Source organism: Micromonospora vulcania (assembly GCF_042658605.1).
Lineage (GTDB): Bacteria > Actinomycetota > Actinomycetes > Mycobacteriales > Micromonosporaceae > Micromonospora > Micromonospora vulcania.
In genome coordinates, this window is sequence record NZ_JBHSQS010000014.1 from 89,077 (window position 1) to 103,780 (window position 14,704).

General features: G+C 72.4%; 18 protein-coding genes. 8 read left to right on the forward strand and 10 right to left on the reverse strand.

Translation table 11 applies throughout. The annotated features are described in order from the left end of the window. Nucleotides 1–64: 64 nt before the first annotated feature. Entirely contained in the window at nt 65–601 is a 537-nt protein-coding gene (locus ACFQGL_RS22415) for an alpha/beta hydrolase (protein ID WP_377514258.1), read from the reverse strand. A gap of 77 nt (nt 602–678) precedes the next feature. Between ACFQGL_RS22415 and ACFQGL_RS22420 the strand changes: the two genes are divergently transcribed. Beyond that, nucleotides 679–897, forward strand: coding sequence for a hypothetical protein (locus ACFQGL_RS22420; RefSeq protein WP_377514259.1), 219 nt, complete (start codon nt 679–681; stop codon nt 895–897). A gap of 15 nt (nt 898–912) precedes the next feature. On the opposite strand, the gene ACFQGL_RS22425 is transcribed toward ACFQGL_RS22420, so the two are convergent. Then, a complete protein-coding gene (locus ACFQGL_RS22425) occupies nt 913–1,938 on the reverse strand; it encodes a hypothetical protein (protein WP_377514261.1) in 1,026 nt (341 codons plus the stop codon). A 76-nt stretch (nt 1,939–2,014) separates the two neighbouring features. On the opposite strand from ACFQGL_RS22425, the gene ACFQGL_RS22430 reads away from it, so the two are divergent. Then, nucleotides 2,015–2,521 (forward strand): hypothetical protein, encoded by a 507-nt coding sequence (locus tag ACFQGL_RS22430; RefSeq protein WP_377514262.1) that lies wholly within the window; start codon nt 2,015–2,017, stop codon nt 2,519–2,521. Here ACFQGL_RS22430 and ACFQGL_RS22435 read toward each other — a convergent pair. Then, nucleotides 2,518–2,748 carry a hypothetical protein gene (locus ACFQGL_RS22435; protein WP_377514265.1) on the reverse strand — a complete coding sequence of 77 codons (231 nt, stop codon included), beginning with the start codon at nt 2,746–2,748 and terminating at the stop codon, nt 2,518–2,520. The genes ACFQGL_RS22430 and ACFQGL_RS22435 overlap by 4 nt on opposite strands. Nucleotides 2,749–2,893: 145 nt before the next feature. Between ACFQGL_RS22435 and ACFQGL_RS22440 the strand changes: the two genes are divergently transcribed. From ACFQGL_RS22440 to ACFQGL_RS22460, 5 genes are all read left to right on the forward strand, one after another. Further along, the gene (locus tag ACFQGL_RS22440; protein WP_377514266.1) at nt 2,894–3,289 is read left to right on the forward strand and encodes a VOC family protein; all 396 of its coding nucleotides are present in this window, start codon (nt 2,894–2,896) and stop codon (nt 3,287–3,289) included. A gap of 118 nt (nt 3,290–3,407) precedes the next feature. Next, on the forward strand, nt 3,408–4,586 hold the full coding sequence (locus ACFQGL_RS22445; protein ID WP_377514268.1) for a sensor histidine kinase: 1,179 nt from the start codon (nt 3,408–3,410) through the stop codon (nt 4,584–4,586). A 61-nt stretch (nt 4,587–4,647) separates the two neighbouring features. Then, a complete protein-coding gene (locus ACFQGL_RS22450; RefSeq protein WP_377514349.1) occupies nt 4,648–5,790 on the forward strand; it encodes a hypothetical protein in 1,143 nt (380 codons plus the stop codon). Then, nucleotides 5,763–6,476: a response regulator transcription factor gene (locus ACFQGL_RS22455; protein ID WP_377514270.1), complete on the forward strand. Its 714-nt coding sequence runs from the start codon at nt 5,763–5,765 to the stop codon at nt 6,474–6,476. The genes ACFQGL_RS22450 and ACFQGL_RS22455 overlap by 28 nt, the downstream gene beginning before the upstream one ends. 72 nt (nt 6,477–6,548) lie before the next feature. Continuing rightward, nucleotides 6,549–7,271 (forward strand): hypothetical protein, encoded by a 723-nt coding sequence (locus ACFQGL_RS22460; RefSeq protein ID WP_377514272.1) that lies wholly within the window; start codon nt 6,549–6,551, stop codon nt 7,269–7,271. Here the strand turns inward: ACFQGL_RS22460 and ACFQGL_RS22465 are convergent. From ACFQGL_RS22465 to ACFQGL_RS22485, 5 genes are all read right to left on the reverse strand, one after another. Continuing rightward, complete coding sequence (locus ACFQGL_RS22465; protein ID WP_377514273.1) at nt 7,183–8,133, reverse strand: GlxA family transcriptional regulator; 951 nt, start codon at nt 8,131–8,133, stop codon at nt 7,183–7,185. The two genes, ACFQGL_RS22460 and ACFQGL_RS22465, sit on opposite strands and share 89 nt — an antisense overlap. A 4-nt stretch (nt 8,134–8,137) precedes the next feature. Next, nucleotides 8,138–8,746, reverse strand: coding sequence for an isochorismatase family protein (locus tag ACFQGL_RS22470; protein ID WP_377514274.1), 609 nt, complete (start codon nt 8,744–8,746; stop codon nt 8,138–8,140). 84 nt (nt 8,747–8,830) lie between these two features. Beyond that, nucleotides 8,831–9,583 carry a lysophospholipid acyltransferase family protein gene (locus tag ACFQGL_RS22475; protein ID WP_377514275.1) on the reverse strand — a complete coding sequence of 251 codons (753 nt, stop codon included), beginning with the start codon at nt 9,581–9,583 and terminating at the stop codon, nt 8,831–8,833. Between the two features lie 108 nt (nt 9,584–9,691). After that, a complete protein-coding gene (locus ACFQGL_RS22480; RefSeq protein WP_377514276.1) occupies nt 9,692–11,752 on the reverse strand; it encodes an amylo-alpha-1,6-glucosidase in 2,061 nt (686 codons plus the stop codon). Next, nucleotides 11,752–12,123, reverse strand: a complete 372-nt coding sequence (locus ACFQGL_RS22485; RefSeq protein ID WP_377514277.1) for an SCP2 sterol-binding domain-containing protein — start codon at nt 12,121–12,123, stop codon at nt 11,752–11,754. Before ACFQGL_RS22485 ends, ACFQGL_RS22480 begins: the two co-directional genes overlap by 1 nt. A 216-nt stretch (nt 12,124–12,339) precedes the next feature. Here ACFQGL_RS22485 and ACFQGL_RS22490 point away from each other — a divergent pair, with 216 nt between their 5' ends. After that, entirely contained in the window at nt 12,340–13,446 is a 1,107-nt protein-coding gene (locus ACFQGL_RS22490) for a DNA glycosylase AlkZ-like family protein (RefSeq protein WP_377514278.1), read from the forward strand. A gap of 65 nt (nt 13,447–13,511) precedes the next feature. On the opposite strand, the gene ACFQGL_RS22495 is transcribed toward ACFQGL_RS22490, so the two are convergent. Together ACFQGL_RS22495 and ACFQGL_RS22500 are read right to left on the reverse strand one after the other, a co-directional pair. Continuing rightward, a complete protein-coding gene (locus ACFQGL_RS22495; protein ID WP_377514279.1) occupies nt 13,512–13,928 on the reverse strand; it encodes a CBS domain-containing protein in 417 nt (138 codons plus the stop codon). Between the two features lie 73 nt (nt 13,929–14,001). Further along, nucleotides 14,002–14,688, reverse strand: coding sequence for a TMEM175 family protein (locus tag ACFQGL_RS22500; protein ID WP_377514280.1), 687 nt, complete (start codon nt 14,686–14,688; stop codon nt 14,002–14,004). Between the last annotated feature and the right edge of the window lie 16 nt (nt 14,689–14,704).

Here is a 14,704-nt window from a genome sequence, read left to right on the forward strand (position 1 = left end):
TTCGTCGGGCTGGCACACCGAGCACGCACGGGAAAACATCTACTGCTGAATCTGGGCAGTACACCTAGCCCGGCCAGCCGATCTCGTCGAGAAACGTCTCCACCGCCACCACGACCCGGCTGAGCACGGCGATCGACTCGGTCAGCGGTCCCGGCACGTACATGCCGTGATCCGCTCCGGCAACCTCCAGCACGTACGGCGACAGCCGCCGGGCGGCGTCACCGTCCCAAAACCCGTCGGCAGTGCCGCCCACCAGGAGGAACGGCGCCGTCGCGCGGCTCAACCCGTCCACCACCCACGGCAGGGTGAGCACGGGGGTGAGCCACACCGCGGGCAGGGACCCCTCGGCGGCGAGCGCCGCGGCGTTCGTGCCGAGCGACTTGCCGATCAGCAGTGGACGACCGCCCACCGTGTCGATCACCGGGGTCACCTCGCCGTGGACCCAGCCTTCGATCTCCGGCCTGTCCGGCCTCGGGCTCTGCTGGGACCAGGAATGTCGGTGCACGGTGGCTCCGCGCTGCTCGGCCACATCACCGGCGTACATCAGCAGGGGTGCGCCCGGACCGAAGGTACGGCCGGGGATCACGACAGCGTCAGCCACGCCGCCGACCCTACCCAGCTCTGGGCCGGACCTGCGGCGACGCGGAACTCGTTGCCCGCGTCGGCCATCCTGTGGTCATGGCGCGACAGGAGCCGCAGCGCGGCGATGACCCGCTCGGGGACATGACCAAAGATCACCCGAGCCCGTACCTGGTCGAATCGCAGATTCGGATGCTCGGCCGGATGGGGCGCGGCTGGACGCCACGCCGCCGACTCTTCGCGCGCCTGTTCGCTGCGCTGGCGCTACTTCCGTTCCTGCTCGGCATCGTCGTGAGCGTCGTGCAAATGCTGCGCTGAGGGTGATTTGCCGGCTCAGTCGCGCCCCAGCAGCTCGGCCAGCGCGGCGTCCCCCTGCCCGAGCTGCGGTCCGGTCGCGGGTGGCGAGATCAGGAAACGTCGACATCCGTCGAGTTCCACGTAGCGGTCGAGTCCTCCGCTCGCGTCGAGCGGGCGCAGCACCGCGATGCGTGACGCCGGGGTGGTGCACGGGGCCGCCGGCCGGCCGCCGGCCAGCGCGCGCAGCACGGCCGCCTGGCGCTCGGGTGCGAGCGGCCCGCCGTACGCGAAGTCGCCGGCCGGTTTCCCGCTGCCCTGCTCCGACGCGGGCACCTGGTAGACGCAGAGGCGCAGCGGCCTCGTCTCCGGGGCCATCCCCGGGACCGGCGGGCCAGGGCGCCCGCCAGTCCCCTCCACCCACACCATGTCCGCCCACCGCTGCGCGCAGCCGGCGGCCTCGGCCGCCGCAGATTCGACCTGCCCGACGGTACGGGTGTCCACGGTGGTCAGCCGCAGCCCGTCGAGCGCGGCCCGCACCTCGGGGCGCGGCTTGCCGCAGGCGTCCCTCGGCAGGTACGGCCGCAGCCAGCGCCCCCGCTCGTCGAGCAGGGCCAGCCAGGGTGGGACGACCATGTCGGCTGTGCAGGCGAACTCTCCGCCCGGCGGCGGCTGGTTCGGCAGACGCAGCGCGGCTACCAGGGCACCGACCTCCTCGGCACGCCGTTCGGTGGCTGTCTCCTCCTGGCCGCCGCCGGGAGGTCGCCGGATCTCCCGACCGCAGAGCACGGCGGCGACCGGAGTGAACGCCGGGTCGATCCGGCCGATCGTCGGGTCGTCGCCGCTCGGCGCCAACCCGTTCGTCCTGGGCACCGACAGCACGCCGCCGGCCTGCGGCGCCGCCTCGGCACAGGAGGTCCACTTGTCGACGATCTGGGCCGGGCCGGACTCGTCGACCACGGCTGGCCCGCCGACCGGGCCGCCGCAGCCGGACAATCCGACCGCGAGCAGTGTCACCGCCAGTACCGTGCCGCGCGCGTGCATCCGGCTCACCACCTCTCCCACCGGACGATGGGACGAGCGGCCACCCCGCACGGTTCCGACCCGAATCGGGTACGCACCGGGGGAACCAGTACGGGTCGTGCGACGTCGCACCGGGGTGAAGCAGAGGACGTACCTGCGTACGGCTGCCAGCACCGTGGCGGCGTTGTTCGTTCTGACGGGCTGCACCGGGCCGGCTCGCGTGCCGGACCGGCCGAGCCCCGAAGCGTCGAGCGTCTCGCCGAGCCCCGCGCCGCCGACGATCCGCCTCGTCGAGGAGCACCTGGCTGAGCTGCACCTGTGGGTGAGCAACCAGTCGTTCACCGACGACCCGGTCGTCCTCACGATCAGCATCGACGGCGTCCAGGTGGTCGCCCAACCCTTCGAGGTGCAGGGTCAGCACAACTGGATCCTGTTCCCCGTCAGGGTCCCGCCCGGCCCACACGTGGTCAATGTGTTGTCGGACCTCGGCGTCGGGCTTCAGGAGCACTTCACCATGCCCGAGACGGGTCGGCGGTACGCCGTGATCGACTACTGGAACCACGCAGGCGAAGGTGCTCGGCGGATCAACTGGCACATCCAGTCCACGATGATCGCCTTCGCCTAGCCGACCGACTGAGGGAGTTGGTCGGACGGCTCCGCCATTCGCTCCAGCCGGGCCAGACCGGCCCAGCCGCGCTCGCGCATCAGGTCCAGCAGCCGGCCCACCCGCGGGTCGGTCTCGACGGCGAGCGCGTCCAGGAGGTCGAACGGTAGATCGTCGTGCGCCACCTCGCCGAGGTCGATCTCGCCCGAGTTGTACGCCTGCTCGGCCAGGCCGGCCGACAGGGCCAAACGAGTTGCGGGTCGTCGAGCTGTGTGAGCTGCGTCAGGGTCAGGCCCGCGGAGCGGAGTCGGCCCGAAGCCCGCCAACGTGACGCCGCCAACCAGGAGCGATGCCACCAACTGGCGCCGACACGTCCGCCGGCATGATGGACGCATGGCACATCTGGGACTTGTCGCACTGTTGGTACGCGAGTACGACGAGGCGATCGACTTCTACGTCGGCGACCTCGGCTTCGAGTTGGTGGAGGACACCGCCCGTCCGGACGGCTCGCGCTGGGTGGTGGTCCGCCCGTCCGGCGCACGGGAGACGGCACTGCTGCTGGCCCGGGCGAGCACCGCCGAGCAGCAGGCCCGGATCGGCGACCAGACCGGCGGCCGGGTCGGGCTGTTCCTGTACACCGAGGACTTCGCCCGGGACCACGCCCGGATGGTCGGGGCCGGAGTGCGTTTCCTGGAGGAGCCGCGGCACGAGGCGTACGGCTCGGTCGCGGTCTTCGCGGACCTGTACGGCAACCGGTGGGACCTGCTCCAGCCACGCAGCGCTGTGTAATCCCCCGGCGACACTCCGCGCACATGCAGTGATAACCGGCGATTGGTTGTGTTATTCTGCAATGTCGATCTCTGCGGTGCCGGCCCGGATTGGGTCGTTGTGAGAAGGACACCTCCCGATGCCGGCAGTTGCCACCCCGACCGCGCCGCCGACCGCGCTGGACAATCCGGCCGGCGGCGCGTTCAGCCTCATCTTCACCACGCTTCCGGCGCTGCTGCGGCTGACCTGCGGATTGGTCGGCGCGGTGGTGGCGCTGTGGGTGCGTACCCCTCCGGTCGAGCCGGCCCTGCTGCTGCCCGGCGTGGCCGCGCTGACCGGCTGGTCACTCTGGTACGCGGGTCGCGCGCTGCGCCACGGGATCACGCCCGCCCTGGTCGCCGGTGACGTCGCGGTCACCGCGGTGGCCTGCCTGCTCATCCCCGTCCTGGTGGCACCCGGGGTGCTGCCCGGCGAGGGCAGCTGGATCGCGGTTCTGGCCAGCACCACGGTGATCAACGCCCAGGCCACCGCACCGGCACGCTGGTCGGTCCCGGCCGGGCTGCTGGTCACCGCCGCCTACGCGACTGGCGCGCAGGCGGCCGGCAATCTCACCGAGGCACGGGCCCACGCGGCCACCCTGCTGGTGCAGACCGGCTGCACGGCGATGATGACGGCGGTGATGCGCCGCCGGATCGGGCGGGCCGACGGGGCGTTCGCCGAGCACCAGCGACTGACCCGGGAGACGCTGGTCGCCCGGGCCGCCCGGGAGTCCGAACGCCAGCAGAACCGCGACCTGCACGACACGGTCCTCGGCACACTGACCATGGTGGGGCTCGGCGCGGTGCCCGGGCCGTCAGCCGCGCTACGCGAGCGGTGCGCGGCCGACCTGCGTACCCTCGTGGCCCTGACCGACGCCGGCCCGGTGCCCGGTGACGGCCCGGTGGCGTTGGACGGGCGGTTGCGGGCGGTGCCCGACCGGCTGCCCGAGCTGCGGGTGCACCTGGACCTGGCGGCGTGCACCGCGCCGGCCGGGGTTGCCGACGCGATCACCGAGAGCGCCTACGCGGCACTGTCCAACGTGGTCCGGCACGCGCCGGGCGCGCGAGCCACGCTGCGGCTGACCCGGGACGCGATCGCCGTCGTGGTCGAGGTGGTCGACGACGGCCCCGGCTTCGACCCGGCCACCGTCCCGCATTACCGGTACGGGCTGCGCGAGTCGATCCGGGGCCGGATGGCCGCGGTCGGTGGCCGAGCCGAGGTGCACACCGCGCCCGGTGCGGGCACCCGGATCCGACTGGAGTGGCCCGGTGTCGGCTGACCTCGGCGCCCCGGCGGGCCGCACCGAAGCACCGGTCCTCGGGCCGACGGGCTCGACCAGCGTGTCGTTGTCCCGTACGCCGGCATCGGGAGCGGCGCTCGGCGCCCCGGCGGCCGTGGCCCACGCCTCCGACCGGGGTGCCCGGATCGTCGCCGTCGTCATCGCGCTGGCCTGGCACGTCGCCATCGGCCTGCCCGCGGTGCTGGCCGTGCGGGCGGAGTTCGCCGCGCCGGCGGTGGTGCTCGGCGGCTGGGCGGTGGTCGCCGTGGCCGGGGTCGTGGCCGGGGTACGGCTGCTGCGCGGCGCACCGCTGCCGCCGTGGCCGCTGGCCGTGCTGCTGCTCGTCGTGGACGCGGCGGTCTTCGCGGCGGTCGGCGAGCGGCAACTGTTCACCGCCGCCAACTGGGTGTGGGGCACGCTCGGCTGGTTCTTCGTGCTGGCAATGTGGGGCCGACGGGTCACCGGGCTGATCGCGCTGCTGGCCACGCACGCGCTGATCGCGCAGGCCGCCGTGCTCTGGCACGGCCCCGACCCGGCCGATCTGGCCCGCTACGTGATGTACGTCTACGGCACCTCCTCGCTGCCGGTGGCGGTCTTCGTGGGCAGCGCGGTGATCGTCGGCCTGGCCCGGGACCGGGCCGCCACGGCGGCCGCCGGTCACGCGATGGCCGCGGAGCGGGCCGCCGCCGAGCGGGGCCTTCGGGACCGCCGTGACCGGCTCGCCCTGGTCGGCGCTGCGGCCGGACGGGTGCTCGGAGATCTGGCCGCCGGGCGGGTCGACCCGAACGACCCCGAGGTGCAGCGCCGGTGCGTGCTCGCCGCAGCCCGGCTGCGCCGCCTGATCGCCGAGTCCGACGACGTGCCCGACCCGCTGCTGCACGAGCTGCGGGCCGCCGCCGACCTCGCCGAACGCAACGGGCTGCCGATCGACATGGTCACCATCGGCAGCCCGCCGCCGCTGCCGGTGGAGATCCGCCGCCGGCTGGCCGAGCCACTCACCGCGACTCTCGCCGACGCCCGAGACTGGGCCCGACTGACCGTGGTCTCCGGGCCGGACGAGGTGGTGGTCAGCCTGGTCACGCCGGACCGGGGCGGGCCGGATGGGACCGGCCCGCCACCCGGGGTGGACGACGACGGGCCGGTGCAGCACCTTGACGAACGGGACGGGAACATCAGATGGACGCAGACCCGGTGGCGGAGTTGACCGGCGACCGGCCGATCGGGGTGGCGATCGTCGACGACCACCCCGTGGTCGTCGACGGCGTTCGCGCCTGGCTCTCCACCGAGCCTCGGCTGACCGTGCTCGCCACCGGCGACGATCCGGATGAGGTGCTGCGGGCGGCGCCGGATGCCGACGTGGTCCTGCTCGACCTGCGGCTGCACGGCCGGATGGCGCTGGACAAGCTGGCCGAGCTGAGCGCCACCGGGCGGCGGGTGGTGGTCTACTCGGAGCACACCGACCCGGAGACGATGCTCGCCGCGCTGGACGCCGGGGCGGTGGCGTTCCTGGCCAAGCACGAGGGCCGGGAGCATTGCGTGGCGACCGTGCTGGCCGCCGCCAGCGACCGCCCGTACGTGCCGCCGGCGCTGGCCGGTGCGATGGTCGGCGACCCGCGGCCGGACCGGCCGACGCTGTCGGACAAGGAGCGCGAGGCGCTGCTGCTCTGGTTCCAGTCGATGTCCAAGGCGTCGGTGGCCCGTCGGATGCAGATCAGCGAACACACGGTCAAGCAGTACGTCGACCGCGCGCGGATCAAGTACACCCGGGCGGGGCGTCCGGCCGCCACAAAAGCGGCGCTGCTCGCCCGGGCGATCGAGGACGGCCTAGTCCGCCCGGAGGAGATCGGCATCTACCGGTCACAGGCATCGCACGACCGGCCGACCCCCTAACGGGCGTCATGACATCGCTGCCCAGGTCCGCAAGGCTCGACGGCACAACCAGCTGACCGGAAGGTCGTGACGATGCACGCCAACGCGTCCCCCTTCTTCATCGGTCCCCACCGGTTCGATGCGCAGGACGACGATGCGGGGCCGAGTCTGGATCGCCGCTACGAGCTGCGCCCGGCGGTGGGCGAGCGCGTGCTTGGCCGGCACCAACTGCTGGTCGCGGGTTACCTGCTCGGGCCGACGGATGGGCGGCGCGGTTGGCAGCTTCCCGGGCCGGTGTCGGTGACCGTCACCGACCAGCGAGTCTGCTGGGTGGGCACCGGGCGGCAGCTGTCCCTGGTCGGCGACGACCAGCCTCGCCACCGGCCGGCGGGTCGGCTGGCCGGTCTGATGAGCGGGCAGATCCGCTGGCAGTGGCCATCCCGGTTGGAGCTGCCCATGGCCGGCCCGGACGGTCTGGCACAGCTGCTCATCGTCTGCGACGCGCTGCGCACGATCCAGCAGCCGGCGTTGGCCCTCGACGGGTCGGCCCGGGAGATCACCGCGCTGGCCCGTCAGGTCCGCCGGGCGGTGGCCACGTTCCGGCTCACCCGCCCGCACCTGGTCGACCTCTCCGCGCAGGAGCGTGACGTGCTGCTCCTGCGTGCCGGCCCGGGGTGGGTCACCGGCGCCGAGCGGATCACCCTGCCCGGCTCGCTGCCGGTGGAGTTCAAGTCCCGGGACGACTACTACCGTTCGGGGTCGGAGTCGGCCTCGTGGAACGGGCTCGCAGGCGGCGCAGCATCCGGGCGTCGGTGAAGCCGACGGTCCGCGCGGCGGACTCCACGGTCGCACCGTGCCCGATCAGGTGCTCGGCGCGCTCCACCCGCAGCAACTGCTGGTAACCCAGCGGGGTCAGCCCGGTGGTCGCGCGGAACAGCCGGGTCAGCGTCCGGTCGGCCACGCCACCCGCCGCGGCCAGGTCGGCCAGCGGCAGCGGCTCGTCGTACCGGCTGTCGATCAGGTCCTGCACCCGGTGCACCGCGTCGGACAGGTGCGAGCGGTGTCGCATCAGCGCGCTGGCTTGTGGCTCGTGCCCGTTGCGTCGGGCGTACACGACCAGCGTGCGGGCGATCCGGGCGGCCGCCGCCGGGCCGTGCCGGGTGGCCACCAGGTGCAGCGCCACGTCGATACCGCTGGCGATGCCGGCCGAGGTGACCACCCGGTCGTCGACCACGTAGAGCACGTCCCGGACGACCCGGGCCGCCGGGTGGCGGAGGGCCAGGTCGTCCTGCACCTCGTGGTGGGTGGTGCAGCGCCGGCCGTCGAGCAGCCCGGCCCGACCGAGGGCGTACGCGCCGGCACAGACGCTGGCCACCGTGCCGCCGGCCGCGTGGTGGTCGGCCAGCCGCCGCAGGTCCGGGGGCGAGACCGGCCCCTGCGGCCCGTGCGCGGCCGGCCGCCAGCCCGGGACCAGCACCAGGTCGTCGGGCGTCAGCTCGGGCCAACGTGTGTCGGCGACCAGCGGTACGCCCTGGACGGTGGACACCTGCTCCCGCTCGGCGACGTAGTGCAGTTGGTAGTCGTAGCCGAGGTCGGCGGCGCTGGAGAAGACCTGGGCCGGCCCCGCCAGGTCCAGCAGGTGCAACTGCGGGACGAGCAGGAAGACGACCCGGGTCATCGGATCAGGCCCGGGCGCCGGCGAGGGACGTGCCGGTCAGCTCGTCCACCGTGCGGATGGTCGCGAAGCGGCCAGCCAGGGCGTACTCCGTACGGGCGACGATCTCCTCGTTGGAGAGGGTGCGCGGGTCGGCGAGGACCTCCTCGAGCGTCGCGGTCTCCGGCAGGTCCCAGTGCGCGATCGGGAACGTCAGCGTGGCGTCGGTGACGAAGGTGACCCGGTAGCCGAGGTCGGACGCGACCCGGGTGGTGGTCTCGACGCACTGCTCGGTGCGGATGCCGCAGACGGTGAGGTCCACGATGCCGGCCTGGGTGAGCAGTTGTTGCAGGTTGGTCGTGGTGAACGCGTTGTGCGCGGTCTTGACCAGCGTCGGCTCGCCCTCGACCGGGGTCAGCCCGTCGAGCAGCCGCACGTACCCGAGGGCCGGGTCGAACAACGTGCCGGTGCCCGGCTCGGAGTGCAGGACCCACACCACGAGGTCGCCTCGCTCCCGGGCGGCGGTGACCAGCCGGTCGACCTGCTGGACCATGTCGGGGTTCGAGCCGTACGCCCAGATCGGGCGCTGGCGGAAGGATTCCTGAACGTCGATCACGACGAGTGCTGCTCTGTTCATGCCTACGATCCTCATCGCGCGGCGTCCGCGATGGCAGACACCATCATGCCTGGAAGCGGAACGATCTGGTCACTATCGTACCCGTCAGGCGGTGGTGGCACGCTGCTCGTCGGCGGCGTCCAGGGCGGCGGCCTCCTCCGGAGTCGGCGCGCTGCCGCCCAGGTGCGCCGGCAGCCACCAGGTGTCGTCCGGGCCGGCCGGCGAGTCCGGGTACTCGCTCTGGGCCCGATCGACGAGCGCGCTGAGCCGGGTGGTCAGCTCGGCGGCCAACACGTTCGGGTCCGGATGGTCCGCGGGGTCGATCGGCTCGCCGATCAGAATGGTGATCGGGGTGTGCCGGCGGGTGAGGGTGCGGGGGCGTCCCTTCGTCCAGAGCCGCTGGGTGCCCCAGACCGCGACCGGCAGCACCGGGACCTTCGCCGAGCGGGCCATCCGGACGGTGCCGCTCTTGAGTTCCTTGACGGTGAACGATCGGCTGATCGTCGCCTCCGGGAAGACGCCGACCACCTCGCCACTCTTGAGTGCGGCCACCGCCGCCCGGAACGAGGCCGCTCCGGCCTGCCGATCCACCGGGATGTGCCGCATCCCGCGCATCAGCGGGCCGGAGATCCGGTGCGTGAAGACCGACTGCTTGGCCATGAACCGGACCAGCCGATTCGACTCGTGCGCGCCCAGCCCACAGAAGATGAAGTCGAGGTAGCTGACGTGGTTGCTGGCCAGCACCGCCCCGCCGGTGCGGGGGACATGGTGGGCACCCTCAATGGTGATCTTCAGGTCGAGGACCCGGAACATCGTCTTGGCGGTGGCGATCACGGGCGGGTACACGAGCTCCGGCATCCGCAGAATCTACCGTGCCCGGCTGCGGATCGGCTGAGTGGCGACCGGCCGGCGAGGCCGAGTTCCCGTCGCCGGCCGGTCGGCCTGCCGAAAGTCCGTTTCGGCGGGTCAGTCGGACAGGTTCTCCAGGTCGATCCGGCCGCGGGCGAACGCGTCCACCCGACCCCACCGGCCTGGAATGTCCAGTACCTCGATGCGGCCCATCCCGATCGGCAGCCGCGGTTCGACGGCCAGGTGCCCCTCGTGCGGCTCCAGACCGAGCATGGTGCGCAGCAGCAGTAGCGGCGTACCGGTCGACCACGCCTGCGGGCTGCACGCCGTCGGGTACTCCACCGGGAACTTCGTCAGCTCCCGCTGGTAGCCGCCGAACGCCTCGGGCAGTCGGCCGTCGAAGTAGGTGGCGGCGTCCAGGATGCCGCTGGCGATGGTCGCGGCCTCCTCCGCGAAGCCGTACCGGCGCAGGCCCCAGGCGATGAAGGAGTTGTCGAACGGCCAGATCGTCCCGTTGTGGTAGCCGATCGGGTTGTACCGGACCTCCCCCTCGGCGAGCGTCCGCACCCCCCACCCGGAGAAGAGCCGAGGCCCCACCAAATGCTGCGCGACCTTCTCGGCCCGCTCGGGTTCGACGATCCCACTCCACAGCAGGTGGCCGATGTTCGAGCTGAGGGTGTCGCACTGGCGGCCCTCCGGGTCCAGGGCCAGGGCGTAGTACTCGCCGTCGGCCACCCACCAGTCCCGGTTGAACCGCTCCTTCAGCGCCGCAGCCTCCCGCTCCAACTGGTCGGCGAACTCCGGGTCGTCCCAGAACAGCCGGGCCATCCGGGCCGCGCGGATCTTCGCGTCGTACGCGTACCCCTGCACCTCGCAGGTGGCCCGCGGGAACGGTGGCAGCGTGCCGTCCCGATAGGAGATCGAGTCCCAGGAGTCCTTCCAGCACTGGTTCTCCAGGCCGGTCTCGGTGTTGCGTCGCTCGTACCAGATGTAGCCGCTGCCGACCAGGTCGGCGTAGTCGTCGATCCACCTCAGCGCCGCCCGCGACTCCTGTTCCAACTCCTTGACCAGCGCGACGTCACCGGTCCACCGCTCGTACTCGTCGAGCAGCACGACGAACAACGGCGTCGCGTCGACCGAGCCGTAGTACGGCGAGTGCGGCTGCTCCTCGAACGCGGCGGTCTCGCCGTAGCGCATCTCGTGCAGGATCCGCCCGGGGTCCTCGTCCCGGAAGTCGTCGAAGCGGCTGCCCTGCAGCGAGGCCAGGATGCGCAGGGTCGTCTTCGACAGGTGCGGGGTGAACGGCAGTGTCTGCAGGCAGGTGAGGATGCTGTCCCGGCCGAACATGGTCATGAACCAGGGCAGACCGGCGGCCGGCAGGGTGGCGCCACCGAGCGACAGCGGCGAGAAACGCAGCGCCGCCAGGTCGATGAGGCTGCGCCGGTAGGTGCTGGCGACCCGACCGTGCTCACTGTTGACCTTGGGGGCGTCGGCGATCCACTTCTCCAGGTCGTGCTGAAGGGCGAGCCGCTCGTTGCCGTGCACCCGCAGCCCCAGCCGCAGGTCCCGGCCCCCGGGCCCGACCGCGTGCGTCTCGACGTTGATCGCCGTGTGCCACTGCTCGTTGGGCTCCAGGTGGACGGTGTACGCGAACCCCTTGCTGTCGTACCGCGCGGCCATCGACGAGGAGATCACCGTCTCCCGCCGGAAGTTGCCGCGGCGGTAGCCCAACCGCAGCTCGTTGGTCTCGACCTCGGTGTAGAGCTCGCCCTTCTTGTTCAGGATCTCGTCCTTGACCTGGAACAGGTCGGCGAAGTCGGACGCCGCGTCCATCCGGATCTCCAGGTCGACCGGTCTCTCGTCATGGTTGAGGATGGTGAGCTGCTCCCGGAAGCTCCCACCGACCGCCCGCTCCCGGATGATCGACAGCTTCGCGTCGATGTAGTGCGTGGCCATCCCCGGCACCAGGAAGAACCGCGACTCGAAGTACTGGAGGTCGTCGAAGGAGAGCGCGTTGAGTCGCTCGCCGTTGACGGTCAGCACCCAGGTGGACAGGAAACGGGTGTCCAGCGAGAACAGCCCGGTCGGCTCGCTCGGCGTCGCCTCGATGTCGCCGGTGTCCTCGGAGACGACGAACGTGTTGCCGTCCAGGATCCGGACCGTGTTGCTCTGGCCCATCAGTGCACCTCCCCCGCGAAGCGCCGACGCGGCCCACGGGCGTCCGGGGAACCCGGGAAGATCCGCTCCACCTGCACCACCAGCCGGGCGTCACCCAGCACCGTCATGTCGCCCCGCAACAGGGCCGCCAGGCCGTGTTCGCGGCCGGCGGCGATGTCGTCGAAGAGCCTCGGGCTGGTCCCGATGACCGTGTCGGCCTCCCGGTCCTCCTGGCTCACCTGCAGCCGGCCGTGGTCGATCCGCAGCAGCCAGTGCCGGGTCTGCGCCCCCTCGTGCAGATCGATGCGCACCGTCCCGGCGGTCTTCGCCAGCAGTGGCTCGTACCCCCGTCGGTCCAGGTCCTCGAAGAACCTCGTGGTCGCGTCCACCATCGGGTCCACTCCTCCCCCAGTTGGGCCGGGTCCCGGATCCCCGCCCGGCGCGCTCGCATGCCGAGGACGGCCGGCTCCTGAACGTCCCCGCACGGGTCCCCACCGCCGCTGCGGCCAACCTCGCCCGGATCGGGTGAGCGGCGCAGCGGTGTCGGACGGTCCGGGTAGCGTGCCGGGCGGGATGGCATCGACGGGACGTCCGGGACGGAGCGGCACATGGCGGGGCAGGTGCCAGAGGTCGATCGGCGGCAGGTGCTGGCCTACCGGGTGGCGGCCCAACAGCTCGACCGGTCCAGCCCTCGGCGTGCCGGCGACCTGGCGGTGCTGGCCCTGGGCGTGCAGGACACGCCGTACGGCGCGGCCCGGCAGGCGTTGGCGGCGCGCCGCGCGACCGAGCCCGACGACGGGCTGGAGCTGGTCTGGTCGATGCGCGGCGCGCCGCACCTGCACCGGCGCAGCGACCTGCCGACCCTCGCCACCGCGCTCTGGCCGCTCAGTGACACCGACGCCACCCGCCGCATCCCCGGGCAGATCGGCGCGGGCGCCCGGCTCGGGCTGGCCGCGTTCCAGGCCACGGCCGAGGCATTCCAGGCGGTGGTCACCACCGAGTTGGAGCGCGGCGCGGTCAGCCGGGCGGTCTCCGACCTGGTGCCCAAGGAGCTGAGCTTCGACTGCCGGCCGTGCGGGGCACGGCACATCTCCGGGGCAGTGTTCCAGCAGGCCGGCCTGGCCGGTGGGGTGCGTCTGGTGGTCGCCGGTCGGGCCGCCCGGCTCGCCCCGCTGCGCGATCGGCCGGGTCCACCCGCCACTGCGGCGCACACCGGCGAGCTGATCACCACCTACCTGCGGCTGCTCGGGCCGGCCACCCCGGCGGACGCCGCTGGGTTCCTCGGCTCCAGCGCCACCGAGTTGCGCCGGGTCTGGCCGACGGGCCTGGCCGAGGTACGCGTCGACGGGCGAGTGGCCTGGCTGCCGGCCGACGCTCTCGACGCGTTGACCGGTGCCCCGACCCCCAGCCTGGTGCGGCTACTGCCTCCGGGTGACCCCTTCCTCGCCGGCCGAGACCGTGACCTGCTGGTGCCCGAGCGGGAGCACCAGCGGCAGTTGTGGCGGGCGATCAGCAGTCCCGGGGCACTACTGGTCGACGGCGAGGTGGCCGGCATCTGGCGGGCACGGCAGGCCGGAAAGGGCCGGCTGGAGCTGACCATCAACCCGTTCCACGCCCTACCGGCCCGCGTTCGACGGGAGGTCGACGCCGAGGCCGCCACGGTTGCCACCGCTCGCGCCGCCACCGACGTACGGGTCCAGGTCGAGCCGGCCTGACCGACCCGGGCTGCGCGACGCCGGCCCTCCCTCGCGGGGAGAGCCGGCGCGTCCGCGGCGGACGGTCAGTTGTTCGGGTCGTCGGCGCTGATGTCGGCCAGCACCGACTGCGGTTCGCGCTCGACGGCGAGGTCGCCCATCGAGACCAGGCCGACCAGGCGGCCGTCGTCGATCACCGGCAGCCGGCGTACGGCGTAGGTGCGCATCAGGTCCGCGGCGGCCACCGCGTCGTCGTACTGGCTCACGGTGATCACATCCCGGCTGGTGATCTGGTTCAGCCGGGTCGAGCCCGGGTCCATGTTCTCCGCGACACCCCGAACCGTGATGTCCCGGTCCGTGACGATACCGACCACACTGTCACCGTCGGTCACCACCACGTCGCCAATCGCGCTGTCGCGCATCTCCTGCGCGGCGGAGATGAGCGTGTCGTTGCCGTCCATCGTCACCAACCGGGTCGTCATGAACTCTCCGACCGTTGTCATGGTGCTCCCCTCTCGGTGTCGGCACGGCCGTCTACCCGGCACCCGGGACGGGGTAACGCCGACGCCCCGGCGGCTATCGGCGGGGGTGCCGCAGGAGCCGTAGCTCGTACAGGCCGCTGCTGGTCAGGGCGTAGAAGAGCGGCAGCAGCAGGAAGATCACCAAGGCGAACAGCGGTCTGGCCAGGAATCCGACCAGGATCGCCAACACGTACCCCAGGACGCCGACCGCGGCCCGCGTCCGCTCCCCCGGGAAGAATCCGGGCGACACCGCCGGATCCAGTAGATCGCGACGTCGGGCGAGGTAATGGAACAGACCCATCCAACTCGCCGAGAGCAGCAGGCCCACCGCGCCGTAGAGTGCCACCCCGACCCGCTCGTCCGCCCGGTCGCCCTCCCGCACGGCCTGCGAGACGACCGAGGCGGCGAACGGCACCAGCGCGGTGCTGAACAGCACCCCGAGGTTCCACCACTGCAGACCCTTTCCGCTGCTCCCCACCCGGTGCAGGGCGGCCCGGTGGTTCAGCCAACTGACCGCGACGACCAGGTACGACGCGAGATAGGCCAGGTAGGCGGGCCAGCGCTCGGTCAGCGCGTGCAGCAACTCGCCACGACGCACCTCGTGTGGTTGGAGGTCGAGCACCAGCAGCGTGATGATGATGGCGAAGACCCCGTCGCTGAACGACAGCAGCCGGGTGGTCTCCGACCGCAGATTCGGGGCGGCGGCGAACCCGCCGTCGTCGGTGCCCCGATCCGTGCCCATTCCGCCACCTCTCTCC